Source organism: Rathayibacter sp. AY2B9 (genome assembly GCF_002931595.1).
Lineage (GTDB): Bacteria > Actinomycetota > Actinomycetes > Actinomycetales > Microbacteriaceae > Rathayibacter.
The window spans coordinates 103372-116321 of sequence record NZ_PSUB01000004.1 but is presented as its reverse complement, the minus strand read 5'-3'; the positions used below and the strand labels follow the sequence as shown (position 1 = coordinate 116321).

The following is a 12950-nucleotide window of genomic DNA, read 5'->3' as shown; positions in this document are numbered from 1 at the left end:
CCGGCTCGCGTCAGGCCGCCTCGAGCGCCTGGATCGCGGTCCTCGCGGTCGCGCAGGGGTAGGAGTCGTACCCGTCGTGGGCGTCGAAGGCGCGGCACTCGGCGCAGCGGAGCCGCACTCCGGCGCCGCCCTCGAGAACGCGCTCGGGGCGGTGCCCGTGCAGGATGACGGCGAGGCTCGCGACGAGGGGGTCGCTGCTCACCAGCGCGCTCCGCAGCGCCTCCGACCGGCGGCGGAGGTAGTCGTCCGCCACGGCGTCGATCGACTGCTCGGGGAGGTCCGGCTCGGGCCAGGAGGCGGGCCGCTCGACGGGCAGGTCGAGCTCGTCGAAGCCCATCGACCAGTCCGGGAAGCGCCGCTGCTCGTGCACGCTGGTCCAGACGGTGACCACGCCCTCGTGCCGCGGGTCGGCGAGGATCCGCGCGTAGAGCGAGCGCACGTCCGACTCCTCGCCCTCGAGCAGCTGCATCACGCGGCGGCCGCGGAAGACGAGCATCCCCGAGACGCCGTGCTCGACGTTGTTGCGGCGGCTCGTCTCGAGCAGCCGGCGGATCTCCCCCGAGCCCAGGTCGCGGTCGAGGGTGCTGACGTAGACGACGGTGAAGACGAGGGAGTCGCGCCGCGGCGAGTGCTCGACGAGGTGGAGCGTCGCGGGGGAGTGGGCGCCGGCTTCGGGGTCCATCAGGGCCGCGACCTCCGGGAACTCGAGCCAGATCAGGTCCTCCGGAGCGCTCGGCTCCACGGCGGTGACCGCCGGGACCGCGTCCAGCCACTGCGTCCGCTGGCGGAGGTCGGCGGCGACGGCCTTCTCGTCGAGCCCGGGCAGGAGGCCTGCGGCGCCGGAGACGAAGAGGCTCGTCGCGGAGTTGAGCAGCAGCGTCACGACCGTCGCGTGGCCGTCGCCGCCGAGCACGGGGAGCTCGACACTGTCGGTGCGGCCGTGAGCGGCGAGCCCGGAGGCGTAGGAGACGAGTGCGTCGGCGACCGCGTCCCCCACCTGGAAGGTCGCGCCGGCGTACTGGATCTGCTTCATAGCCCTACGATGCGCCTGCGGTGGATCCACGGGTAGGGGTACCGGTGCCGGGTGGAGCGTGCAGGGGTCGCGGCTGCTCCCGCGCGAGGAGCACGGAGCTGCGACGGGCGCCTCCGCGCCGGCCGCGAAGGCGAGCTCCGGGCGCCCGCGGCGCCGGACGGCGGCGGGATCGGCGCGGGCGTCGGCATGCGCGGCTCTCTCAGCACGCGGAGAGCGGCTCCCCTCTCCGCGCGCTCGTCCGCACCCTGCCCCCTCACGGGCGCCACCGGTACCCTTGACAGGTGCCCCTGACCCTCCCTCCGCAGAGCCGCGCCCGCGCGCGCGCCGCCGCGGCGTACCCGACCCGGCTGCTGCTGACCAAGCGCGCCTCGGGTACGAACGGATGGCTCAGCTCCTGGGGGACGAACGCGCACGGCGAGATCGCCGGCTGCCCCCCGCCGCGCGGCTGACCCGCGACCGCCCCTCCTCCGGAGTCCGCGGCCGCGTCCCCGCGCTCACCCACCCCTCCGGACGGAACCCCTCATGCCGCACCAGCCCCTGCCCGCCGATCAGGCCCCCCACTCGATCTGGCGGGGACTCCGCCAGACCCTCCAGAAGGACACGGTCGGCGGAGCGTTCCTGCTCACCGCGACCCTCCTCGCCCTGATCGTCGCCAACAGCCCCGCGTCCGCGCTCTACAGCGCGGTCCGCGACTTCCGCTTCGGCCCCGAGGCCCTGCACCTCGAGCTGAGCGTCGGGTCGTGGGCGGCCGACGGCCTGCTCGCGATCTTCTTCTTCGTCGTCGGGCTCGAGCTCAAGGAGGAGTTCGTCGCCGGCAAGCTCCGCGACCCGAAGACGGCGCTCGTGCCGATCGTCGCGGCCGTCGGCGGCGTGGCCGTCCCCGCCCTGATCTTCACCGCGGTGAACCTGCCCCGCGGAGGAGCCGCGCTGGACGGCTGGGCGATCCCCGCCGCCACCGACATCGCCTTCGCCGTCGCGGTGATCGCCGTGGTCGGCCGCTTCCTCCCGCCGGCGCTGCGGACGTTCCTCCTCACGCTCGCCGTGGTGGACGACCTCATCGCGATCACGATCATCGCCGTCTTCTACACCGCCGGCATCGACGTGCTGATGCTCCTGCTCGCGCTGGTGCCGCTGGCGGTCTTCGCGGTCTGCGTGCAGCGCGGCGTGCGCGCCTGGTGGGTGCTGATCCCGCTCGGAGTGGCGACGTGGGCGCTCGTGCACGCCTCGGGCATCCACGCCACGGTCGCGGGCGTGCTGCTCGGCTTCACCGTGCCGGTCGTCGCGACGAAGCGCGCCCGGGTGCAGGTGGGGTCGGATGCGGAGGGGCGCCCGGTCTACGACGGCCTCGCCGCGCACTTCGCCGATCGCTGGAGCGTCCTCTCGACCGCGGTCGCGGTGCCGGTCTTCGCGTTCTTCTCGGCCGGAGTGACGGTCGGCGGAGTCGCGGGCCTGGTCGACTCGTTCCAGGACTCGATCGCCGTGGGCATCATCGCGGGCCTCGTGCTCGGCAAGCCGCTCGGCATCGCCGGGAGCACCTTCCTCCTGACCCGGTTCCGCGGCATCGGCCTGGATCCGTCGCTGCGCTGGGTGGACGTGATCGGCATGGCGTTCGTGGCCGGCATCGGATTCACGGTGTCGCTGCTCGTCGGCGAGCTCTCGTTCGGCGCGGGCAGCGAGTCCGACGACCACGTGAAGGTCGGCGTCCTGGCCGGCTCGTTCCTCGCGGCGGTGATCGGAGGCGCGATCCTCTCGGTCCGCAACCGCCACTACCGCCGCCTGCAGGGCTGACGCCCGGCGGGATCTCGCGGCGCCCGCTGCCCGCGCGGCTCGATCGGCACGCGCCTCCTGCTGGTCGAGCAGCCGCCGCAGGCGCCCTGTCGAGGCCCGCGCGGCTCAGCCGTGCAGGCCGTGGACGACCGCGTGGCCGCGGCCGCGGGAGATGAGCAGGCGGTTCACCGGGGTCGTGACGACGAAGGCCAGGGCCAGGGCGCCGGCGAGCGAGCCCCAGAAGAGGCCGGACGAGAGGCCCGCGTCCATCGCTCCGGGGATCGCGAGCACCACCGTGTTGTCGACGACCTCCATCACGGCGATCGAGACGGTGTCGGCCGCCAGCGCGATGCCGACGGCGGCGCGCCACGTCACTCCGGAGCGGAGCACGCCCCGCAGCGTGAGCGTGTAGCCGAACACGAACGCGAGGACGATCGAGAGGGCGACCGTCGCCAGGGCGGGCAGACCCAGGGCGGAGCCGATCACCATGCCGAGGACCTCGCCGATCGCGCAGCCGGTCAGGCAGTGCAGGGTCGCGAGGGCGGCGGCGCGCCAGGTGGTCGGGTGGTGGTGGGCGTGGTCGGTCATGGTGTCTCCTCCGGTTCGGTCCAGGGGAGTGCAACATACCCCCGGGGGGTATATTCCCGACCCGGCCGTCGGAGTCTCTTCCGGCTCCGCAGGCGCGCGAGCCGTTCGCCCGGGCGCGCTACCCTCGCCCCGTGCTCCTCCGAGCACCGCCCCTCGACACCAGGAGCCCCGATGGCCGCCCCCACCGTCCTCTTCGTCTGCATCCACAACGCCGGCCGCTCGCAGATGGCCGCCGGCTACCTCCGCGCCCTCTCCGGCGGCGCCGTCGAGGTCCGCTCCGGCGGCTCCGAGCCCGGCGACAGCATCAACCCGATCGCGATCGAGGCGATGGCGGAGGAGGGCATCGACATCTCGCAGGCCGTCCCGCAGCTGATGACCACCGAGCAGGTCCAGGCCTCCGACGTCGTGATCACGATGGGCTGCGGCGACGTCTGCCCCGTCTTCCCCGGCAAGCGCTACGAGGACTGGGACCTCGCCGACCCGAAGGGCCGGCCGCTCGAGGAGGTCCGCTCGATCCGCGACGACATCAGGGCCCGCGTGCAGGCGCTCGTCGCGGAGCTGCTGCCCGCCTGAGCCGTTCGATCCCGTCCGGCCGCGTCAGCGTTCGGCGGGAGGCGGGAACGTCCGCCCGACCGGAGGCGAGCCCGCCGGGAGCGCCGCGCGCGCCCGGTGCAGGAAGACGGCGGTCATGACGACCCGGGCGCGGGCCGGCGACGAGTCGAGCGGGCCGATCAGCTCCTCGATCCGCGCGAGCCGGTCGTAGAGGGTCTGCCGGCCGATGCCGAGCGCGGACGCCGTCGCCGTCTTGCTCCCCCACAGCGACGCGAAGGCCTCGAGGGTGGCGAGCAGCTCGCCGCGCTGGGCGCGCAGGGGCCCGAGCACCTCCTCGACGAGGTCGTCCGCCTCCGGATCGTCCTGCAGGGAGCTCGCGAACCGCTCCAGGCGGTACTGGCGCGAGTCGACGACTCCGCCTGCGGGCGCCCACTCGCGCGCGCCGCGCACCTCCGCCAGCTCCCGCGGCACCCGCTCCTGCCCGCCGAGCCCGCTGCCGACGCAGAGCAGAGCGTCCGAGTCGAGGGCGGCGCCGAGGCGCAGCAGCTCCGCGCGGCCCTCCTCCATCGCGGCGGCGGTGGCGAACGGCAGCAGCGCCAGCAGCTCGGAGCCGACCACGCAGAGCACCGGGCCGGGATCCGCTCCTGCGCCCGTCAGGAGGCGGAGCAGAGCGCGGAGCCGCCGGTCGTCGTGACCGGTGTCGGCCCGGACGCCGAGGTAGCGCTCCCGGGAGCCGGCGCCTAGGCGGCCGAGGAAGGCGTCGATCTGGAGGTCGGCCGCCGGGTCCGCACGCTCGACGGACGTGATCGCGAAGAGCTGGGCGGTCAGCCGCTCGGTGACCGACGGCGGGCGGTGCCGGAGCACGGCGATCGCGAGGACGTCCGGCGCCCGGTCGAGCGCGACGGCGACGGCGTGGAGGTCGGCGTCGGCGTGGGCCCGCAGATGCAGGGTGCCCAGGAGGGAGTCGCCCGCGTGCAGCACGTTCGAGAACGTCCCGGCCGTCGGCTCCGTGTCGACGCCCGGCCCGGGCGAGGCGCGGGCGATCTCGTCGCCCGTGAGCGAGACGAGCGAGGCGGAGGCGCCCGTCGCGGAGGCGACGACCTGCAGGAGCTCGTCGACACCGGCGTCCCCGGAGGCCGCGTCGGCCAGCAGACCGGACACTCTGTCCGCCAGTCGGATGCTCCGGAACTTCTGCTCGGTGAGGTGGGTGTTGATGCTCTCGCAGACCTGCACGAAGGGGACGCGCCGGGGCAGGGCGAGCACGGGGAGGCCGAGCTCGTCGGCCGCCGCGACGATCGGCGGCGGCACCGCGGGCAGGCGCGGCGAGAGCTCGAGAGCGAGGGCGCCGACTCCCGCATCCACCAGAGACCGCACGTACTCGCGGCACTCCGCCGGGTCCTGGTCGGTCGAGAGGAGCGCGCCCTCCATCAGGAGCAGCTCGCCTCCGAGGAGGAGGGGCGCGATGTCGAGCTGCTCGCTCGTGTGGGCCCAGCGGATCACGGCGCGCTCGGCGGCCGCGTGCCCGGCGGCCACCACCGGGAGCATGGCGGCGAGGCGCGGATCCCGCATCGCGTCCGACAGCAGGTAGGCCATACAGAACGTCCTCTCGCGTCACGGCGAATTTACACGCGGACGCGCCGCCCGAAACGGGTCCGCACGAGAGTGGAGCCTCACCGGGCGCCCCGCCCTCCCCTTCATCCCCCTCCCCGAGAGGATCCGCCATGAGCACCGACACCCTGCACGGCACCGCCGACGCCGAGGACGCGCTGAGTCCCCTGCCCGACTCCCGGCGCACCGCCCGGCTCGACGGGCAGTTCTGGATCTGGGCCGGCGCCAACATCGCCCCCATCAACTGGGTGCTCGGCGCCCTCGGCGTGAACATGGGCCTCGGCCTGGCGGACACCGTCACCGTCCTCGTGCTCGGCAACGTGGTCGGGATGGCGGTGTTCGGCTTCTTCGTCCTCCTCGGCCAGCGGACGGGGGCGACCGGAATGCTCGTGGGACGGGCGATCTTCGGCCGGCGCGGCAACTACGTCCCGGCCGCGATCCAGGCCGTGGTCGTGATCGGCTGGTGCGCCATCAACACCTGGATCGTCCTCGACCTGGTCATCGCGCTCCTCGGCTCCGTCGGCGTCGTCGACCCGGAGCAGGCGAACGTCGGCTGGAAGATCGCGGTGGCGGCGGTGATCATGGCGGTGCAGGTCGCGATCTCCTTCCTCGGCTACCGCGCGATCGCCGCCTTCGAGCGCTGGACCGTGCCGCCGACCCTCCTGGTGCTGGCGATCATGTCGGTCGTCGCCTGGTTCTTCCTCGACATCGACTGGTCCTACGCCGGCCCCGCGGAGGGCGCGCTCACCGGAGGCGACCGCATCGCGGCCATGTCCATCGTGATGACCGCCATCGGCATCGGCTGGGGCCTCACCTGGCTCGCCTACGCCGGCGACTACTCCCGCTTCGTCGGACCCCGCTCCTCGAAGCGGGGGCTCTACCTCGCCAGCGTCCTCGGCCAGTTCATCCCGGTGGTCTGGCTCGGCGTCCTCGGCGCGACCCTCGCGACGAAGAACGGCTCCGTGGATCCCGGGGAGCTGATCGTCGAGAACTTCGGTGCCCTCGCGATCCCCGTGCTGCTCCTGGTGGTGCACGGTCCGATCGCGACCAACGTCCTGAACATCTACTCGTTCGGCATGGCGACCCAGGCCCTCGACATCCGGCTCGGGCGCCGCGCGCTCAGCCTCATCGTCGGCGTGCTGGCCTTCGCGGCCGCGGTGTTCTTCGTCTTCCAGGACGACCTCGCCACCACGCTCGACGCGTGGCTGGTCGGCCTCGTCGGCTGGGTCGCCCCCTGGGGTGCGATCGTGCTGGTGCACTACACGGTGTTCGAGCCGCGCGTCCGCTCCTTCGGGCACCTGTTCGCCCCGGTCGGCTCGCCGCTGCTGCCGGACGTCCGCTGGCGGGCGCTGCTCTCCTTCGCGATCGGCGCGACCCTGACCTGGCTGTTCATGAACGGCTCGGTGCCCGCCCTGCAGGGTCCGGCCGCGACCGCCCTCGGCGGCGTCGACGTCTCGTGGCTCGCGGGCGGAGTCTCGGCCGGCATCGCCTACCTCCTGCTCGGCCGGGACGCTCCCGCCTGGGTCGAGCGCCGGGAGTCGGCCGCGCCGGTCGCCGCGGAGCCCGAGCCCGTCCGCGGCTGAGCCCGAGCCCCTCCGCGGGCCGGCCCCCCGCGAGCCGGCCCGCCCCGTCCCACCCCGCACCACGAACGGAACCGCCATGCCCCTCTTCCTCTCCGACGCCGCCGTGATCACCATGGACCCGGTCTCGGGCGCCGTCCCGATCACGGCGAGCATCCGCATCGTCGACGAGCTGATCGTCGCGATCGGCCCGGGCCTCGTCCCCGAGCCGGGCGACGAGGTGATCGACGGGCGCGACCGCCTGGTCGTCCCCGGCTTCGTCAACGCCCACACCCACTCGTGGGAGTACCTCTACAAGGGCCGCTACGACAACCTGCCGCTCGAGCTGTGGATGCTGCTGTCGTACCCGATCCTCGGGAACAGCCGCGTCGCTCCGGATCTGGTGCGGCTGCGCTCGTCGCTCTTCGCCCTCGAATCGCTGAAGGCCGGGGTCACGACCCTGGTCGACGACGTGCTCGAGAACCCGGACCAGGACGCGGAGCAGCTCGCCGCGGTCTTCGACGCGTACGACGAGATCGGAGTCCGCGCCAACATCTCGGGCCACGTGATCAGCAGGCCCTTCCACGAGACGATGCCGTTCCTCGAGGAGTACGTGCCCGCGGAGATCCTCGACCAGGCGCGGTCGGCGTCGCGCCCGACGACGGAGGGCTACCTCGCCTTCAGCCGCGAGGCGTTCGCGACCCAGCACGGGAGGGGAGGCGGGCGGCTGCGCTACATGGTCGCCCCGTCCGCTCCTCAGCGGTGCGGGCCCGAGCTGCTCGTGGGAGCGACCGAGCTGGCGCTCGAGCACGGGGCGGAGTGCCACATCCACGTCCTCGAGACGAAGACGCAGCTGGTGACCGGCGAGCTGTCCTACGGCTCGACCCTGGTCGAGTACATGGAGCGGATCGGCGCGCTCTCCCCGAACACGACCTTCGCCCACGGGATCTGGCTCACCGACTCCGACATGGAGCGGATCGCCGCCGCCGGCACGTCCGTCTCGCACAACCCGATCTCGAACCTCAAGCTCGGCTCGGGCATCGCCCCGTGGCGCGCGCTGCACGACGCGGGCGTGAACCTCGGCCTCGGCACCGACGGCTGCTCGAGCAGCGACTCGCCGCGCATGCTCGACGTCGTGAAGGCCGCGGCGCTCCTGCACAAGGTCACGGATCCGGACATCGCCACCTGGCCGACAGTGTCCGAGGTGCTCACCGCCGGCACGATCGGAGGCGCGCGCAGCGCCGTGCTCGACGACGTCACCGGCAGCATCGAGGTCGGCAAGCAGGCCGACCTCGTCGTCTACGACCTCGAGACGCTGAACTTCACCCCGCGCCAGCGGCTCGAGAACCAGCTCGTCTACTCCGAGAACGGCTCGTCGATCGACACCGTGATCGTCGCGGGCCGGATCGTCGTCTCGAAGGGCGTCTCGACCACCGTCGACGAGGCGGCCCTCCGCGCGGATCTCGCCGCGCAGCTGGGGGAGATCGTGGCCTGGCAGGACTCGCTGGACCGCACGAACGGCGTGCTCACCGAGCCGTTCCGGCGGATGTACGAGCGGGCGATGCGCCACGACGCCTCCGTCGACCGCTTCAGCGGCCGCCGGCTGGTCTGAGGGCGGGCCGGCTCCCGGCGGACTCCCGGCCCGGCACACGGACGGGCGGGGGCGCGGCTCCAGTAGGTTGCGCACATGAGGTGGCGAGCGGGAGCGGTGGCGGTGCTCGTCCTCGCGCTCGCCGGGTGCACCGCGCCGACCGACCCCGAGCCGACGACCGGGCCCACGGCCGCCCCCGTCTCCGGGCCGGTGGTCGGCGGCTACGGCGACCTGCACGTCGCTCCCGACGGGTCGATGATGTTCTGCTACTCCGACCCCGACCCCGGATTCACGGGCGTCTGGCGCGAGTGCCAGGACGGGATCCGCACTGTGGGCGTCGACCCGGCCGCGATCGACGCGACCCTCGGGGAGACGGCGACGGCCGATCCGGGCGGGCACCGCTGGGTCGGCGCGGCGGCCGGGAAGCGCACCACCGAGGACGGCACCGACGTCTACACCGTCTTCCTCGCGGGGACCCGCACGGACGACGCGTTCACCGTGACCGCGGTCGGCGAGGGCTCCTACCGCGTGCCGTCCGAGTACCAGGAGCTGCAGCCGGGAGTGCCGGGCGGGTTCCTGGTGCGGCTCGAGCCGATCGGCTGAACGGGGGCGCCGGCGCGGGCGGAGGAGCCGAGCGGGGTGCAGCGGCCGGGAGGGGCGGAGCCGGCGGACTCGCACACCCCCTCCGCCCGACCCTCACAGCGGGCGCGGCCGGTACCGCTCGATCAGCGCGTCGAACAGGCCGTTCATCCGCTCGTCGACCACGCGGCGCGACTCGTCGGCGTCGTACCACTCCACGATCTCGCGGGCGCCGTCGCTGAAGCGCACCGAGGGGGAGTACGCCGGGACGAGGCGGCGGATCTTCGCGTTGTCGAACACCATCGAGTGCGCCTTGTCGCCGACGATCCCGGCACCGAGCTCGGGGTCGGCGGCGGCGATCGCGTCGGAGGCGACGTGCACGAGGCGCGGCTCGACTCCGGCCGCCGCGGCGAGGTCGCGGTGGATCTCGTCCCAGGTCGGCGTCTCGTCGCCGGTGATGTGGAACGCCTCGCCGATCGCGGCGGAGGCGCCGAGAAGACCGACCAGGCCGACAGCGACGTCGTCGGCGTGCGTGAGTGTCCAGAGCGAGGTGCCGTCGCCGAGGACGACCACCTCCTGGCCGCGGCGCATCCGGTCGACGACGGTCCAGCCTCCGTCGACGGGCAGCGCGGTGCGGTCGTAGGTGTGCGAGGGGCGGACGATCGTGACCGGGAAGCCGCTCGCGCGGTACTCGGCCACGAGCAGGTCCTCGCACGCGATCTTGTCGCGGGAGTACTGCCAGTAGGGGTTCCGGAGCGGAGTCGACTCGGTGACCGGGAGGCTGCGCGGCGGCTTCTGGTAGGCCGAGGCCGAGCTGATGAAGACGTACTGGCCCGTGCGGCCGGCGAACAGGTCGATGTCCTGCTGCACGTGCTCGGGCGTGAAGGCGATGAAGTCGATCACGGCGTCGAAGCTCCGGTCGCCGAGAGCGGCGGTGACGGAGTCGCGGTCGCGGCCGTCGGCCTGCACCTCGCGGACGCCCTCGGGCAGCGGGCGGAGCGACGTCCGCCCCCGGTTCAGCACGGTCACGTCGTGGCCGAGCCGAAGCGCCTCGCGGACGCAGGCGGCGCTGATGATGCCCGTCCCGCCGATGAACAGCACGCTGAGCGACATGGATCCTCCTCCGGCGGCGCCCGCGGCGGACGCCTCCCGACCCGATTCCCCCACATCGGGGCGCCGCACGCGAGTCCCTTGACCCGGCTACCGCTCGACGGGACGCCGTTGCTCGTCCTCCGGCTCGGGGGCGAGCAGCGCCTCCGGAGCGGCCGCCGCGGTCGGCACGTCGGGCGTCGTCCGCTGCTCGAGGGAGCGGCCCCAGGCCGTGCCCGCGAGGATCAGCGCGATGCCGAGGAAGCCGACCGGCGCGATCGGGTCGCGGGCGAGCGCGACTCCGACGACCGCGGCCCACACCGGCTCGGTGCCCAGCAGGAGGCTGACGCGGGAGGGGGAGGTGCGGCGGACCGCCCACGTCTGCACGAGGAAGCCGAAGACGGTGCAGACCAGGACGAGGTAGAGGAACAGGCCGGCGCCCACGGGGTCGAGTCCCGCGACGTACTCGGGGATCGGCACGCCGACGACGAGCGACGCGGCGCTGAACACGACGGCGCAGGTGCCGAGCTGCACCGTGGTCAGGCGGAGGGAGTCCATCGGCGCCCGCGCCGAGAGGCGGTGCATCGACGTGACGTGCACGGCCCGCACGACGGCGGCGCCGAGGATCAGCAGGTCGCCGGGGGAGAGCGGGCGGAGGGCGCCGTTGCCCGCGAGCAGCGCGACTCCGACGACCGCCACGAGGCATGCGAGCAGGAAGCGGCCCGGGAGCCGGCGCTTCGAGACGGCGGAGTCGAGGATCGGCGTGATCACGATCGTCAGGCTGATGATGAGGCCCGCGTTGGTGGCGGAGGTGCCGGCGATGCCGTAGGTCTCGAGCGCGAAGATCGTCGCGAGCAGCGCCCCGATGGTCACGCCGACCCGCCACTCCGCCGCGGTGATCCGGTGCCGCCGCGCTGCGACGATCACGGCCAGGCACAGCGCGGCGAGGGTCATCCGCGAGCCGAGCAGCGCCATCACGCTGGAGTCGGTGACGAGCTCCTTCGCCGCGAAGTAGGTCGAGCCCCAGGAGGCGGCGACCACGAGCAGGAGGAGGTCGATCCGGAAGCGGGAGAGGAGAGCGCGCACGGCTCATCGTGGCGGCACGGAGACCCGCAGGACAAGACTGCATCTTCTTCGCCGACGCGTAAGTTGGAACTCATGGAACTCGGACAGCTCAGGGCTCTGCGGGAGCTCGGCGAGCGCGGGAGCATCGCCGCCGTCGCCGCCGCGATGCGGGTGTCCCCCTCCTCCGTCTCGCAGCAGATCAGCGCGCTGCAGCGCCGCACGCCGACGGCGCTGACCTTCCGCGACGGGCGCCGGACTGCGCTGACCCCCGCCGGCCGCGCTCTCGCGGCCGCCGTGGTCGAGGTGGAGGTGGCGCTCGAGCGCGCGGCCCGGGCGGTCGCGGACTTCGAGGGTGAGCCGAGCGGCACCGTCTCGGTCGCCGCGTTCCACAGCGCGGGGCTGGCGATGTTCGGCCCGCTGCTGGAGGCGCTGCGCGCACCGGGTCGGCCGGGCGTCGCGCTCGCCGACTTCGACGTGGCGCAGAGCGCCTTCGCCGGGCTGACCGCGGATCACGACCTGGTCGTCGCGCACCGGCTCGCCGGCAGCGCCGAGTGGCCCGGGACCGTGCGCTCCACGCCCCTCCTATTCGAGCCGCTCGACCTCGCGCTGCGGCGCGACCATCCGCTCGCCGCGAAGGACGTCGTCCGTCCCGCCGACCTCCGCGACGAGGAGTGGGTCGCGGTGCACGAGGGCTTCCCCCTGGAGCGGGCGATCGACGCCATCGCGGTCCTCGCGGGCGGCGACGCGCGCATCCCGCACCGGATCAACGACTTCCTGGTCGCGGCGGCGGTCGTGTCGGCGGGCGACGGCGTGGCGCTGCTGCCGCGGTACACGACCGACCTGCGGCGCACGCCGGAGGTGGTGCTGCGGCCGCTCGGGATCCCGGGGCTCGGCCGTCACATCGACTGCCTCGCCCGGCCCGAGACGCTGGAGCGCTCGGCCGTGCGGGTCGTGCTCGAGCAGCTGACCGGGATCGCCGCGGGGCTCGCCGCCGCGCCGTAGCATCGTGCCGTGCACCGCCTGATCGAGACCACGGCCGGAGACCCGGCAGCCACGGACCTCTTCGCCCTGCAGGAGGCCGACCTCCTCGCCCGCTACGGCGGCGACGACACCGGTCCGCGTCCGCCCGCCGACGCTCCGACCCTGCTGCTCGAGGTCGACGGCGGGCTCGTCGGCTGCGTGGCGCTCGCGGTCGAGGACGGCATCGGCGAGATCAAGCGGATGTTCGTGGTGAGCGCCGCGCGGGGCCGCGGGCTCAGCCGCGTGCTGCTCGCCGGCGTCGAGCGGCTGGCGGCCCGCGAGGGCGTGGAGCTGCTCCGACTGGTCACCGGCACGGAGCAGCCGGAGGCGATGGCGCTCTACGCGAGCGCCGGCTACGACCCGATCGCGGGCTACGGCTACTGGGGCGACGAGCCGAGCGCCCGCTGCTACGCGAAGCGGCTCGACCGCGAGGCGCTGCTCGCCGACGCGGGCTGACGCCGGGCTGGCGCTGGGCTGCCCGTTCGGCCGTCGCGGGCCG

13 protein-coding genes are annotated in these 12950 nt (G+C 73.9%); 8 read left to right on the top strand and 5 right to left on the bottom strand.

All coding sequences use genetic code 11. The annotated features are described in order from the left end of the window. Positions 1-10 precede the first annotated feature (10 nt). Entirely contained in the window at positions 11-1033 is a 1023-nt protein-coding gene (locus C5C25_RS05780) for a BLUF domain-containing protein (protein ID WP_104250016.1), read from the bottom strand. Between the two features lie 281 nt (positions 1034-1314). Here C5C25_RS05780 and C5C25_RS16460 point away from each other — a divergent pair, with 281 nt between their 5' ends. Then, a complete protein-coding gene (locus C5C25_RS16460) occupies positions 1315-1482 on the top strand; it encodes a hypothetical protein (protein ID WP_181133650.1) in 168 nt (55 codons plus the stop codon). Positions 1483-1555: 73 nt separating this feature from the next. Beyond that, a complete protein-coding gene (gene nhaA, locus C5C25_RS05775; protein WP_104250015.1) occupies positions 1556-2821 on the top strand; it encodes a Na+/H+ antiporter NhaA in 1266 nt (421 codons plus the stop codon). Positions 2822-2926: 105 nt separating this feature from the next. Here nhaA and C5C25_RS05770 read toward each other — a convergent pair whose 3' ends face one another. Continuing rightward, complete coding sequence (locus C5C25_RS05770) at positions 2927-3388, bottom strand: DUF4396 domain-containing protein (RefSeq protein ID WP_104250014.1); 462 nt, start codon at positions 3386-3388, stop codon at positions 2927-2929. 171 nt (positions 3389-3559) lie between these two features. Between C5C25_RS05770 and C5C25_RS05765 the strand changes: the two genes are divergently transcribed. Further along, positions 3560-3961, top strand: coding sequence for an arsenate reductase ArsC (locus tag C5C25_RS05765; RefSeq protein ID WP_104222419.1), 402 nt, complete (start codon positions 3560-3562; stop codon positions 3959-3961). A 24-nt stretch (positions 3962-3985) separates the two neighbouring features. On the opposite strand, the gene C5C25_RS05760 is transcribed toward C5C25_RS05765, so the two are convergent. Next, a complete protein-coding gene (locus tag C5C25_RS05760; protein WP_104250013.1) occupies positions 3986-5533 on the bottom strand; it encodes a PucR family transcriptional regulator in 1548 nt (515 codons plus the stop codon). Between the two features lie 128 nt (positions 5534-5661). On the opposite strand from C5C25_RS05760, the gene C5C25_RS05755 reads away from it, so the two are divergent. From C5C25_RS05755 to C5C25_RS05745, 3 genes are all read left to right on the top strand, one after another. Continuing rightward, positions 5662-7131: a cytosine permease gene (locus C5C25_RS05755; RefSeq protein WP_104234359.1), complete on the top strand. Its 1470-nt coding sequence runs from the start codon at positions 5662-5664 to the stop codon at positions 7129-7131. 76 nt (positions 7132-7207) lie between these two features. Further along, a complete protein-coding gene (locus tag C5C25_RS05750; RefSeq protein WP_104250012.1) occupies positions 7208-8719 on the top strand; it encodes an amidohydrolase family protein in 1512 nt (503 codons plus the stop codon). Positions 8720-8794: 75 nt separating this feature from the next. Next, positions 8795-9301, top strand: a complete 507-nt coding sequence (locus C5C25_RS05745) for a hypothetical protein (protein ID WP_146079433.1) — start codon at positions 8795-8797, stop codon at positions 9299-9301. A gap of 93 nt (positions 9302-9394) precedes the next feature. On the opposite strand, the gene C5C25_RS05740 is transcribed toward C5C25_RS05745, so the two are convergent. Both C5C25_RS05740 and C5C25_RS05735 read right to left on the bottom strand, forming a co-directional pair. Next, the gene (locus C5C25_RS05740) at positions 9395-10390 is read right to left on the bottom strand and encodes an SDR family oxidoreductase (protein WP_104250010.1); all 996 of its coding nucleotides are present in this window, start codon (positions 10388-10390) and stop codon (positions 9395-9397) included. A gap of 87 nt (positions 10391-10477) precedes the next feature. Next, positions 10478-11452 (bottom strand): DMT family transporter, encoded by a 975-nt coding sequence (locus C5C25_RS05735; RefSeq protein ID WP_219814382.1) that lies wholly within the window; start codon positions 11450-11452, stop codon positions 10478-10480. A 72-nt stretch (positions 11453-11524) separates the two neighbouring features. Between C5C25_RS05735 and C5C25_RS05730 the strand changes: the two genes are divergently transcribed. Together C5C25_RS05730 and C5C25_RS05725 are read left to right on the top strand one after the other, a co-directional pair. Further along, on the top strand, positions 11525-12433 hold the full coding sequence (locus C5C25_RS05730; protein WP_104226987.1) for a LysR family transcriptional regulator: 909 nt from the start codon (positions 11525-11527) through the stop codon (positions 12431-12433). A gap of 9 nt (positions 12434-12442) precedes the next feature. Beyond that, positions 12443-12907 (top strand): GNAT family N-acetyltransferase, encoded by a 465-nt coding sequence (locus C5C25_RS05725; protein WP_104226986.1) that lies wholly within the window; start codon positions 12443-12445, stop codon positions 12905-12907. The last annotated feature ends 43 nt before the right edge of the window (positions 12908-12950 follow it).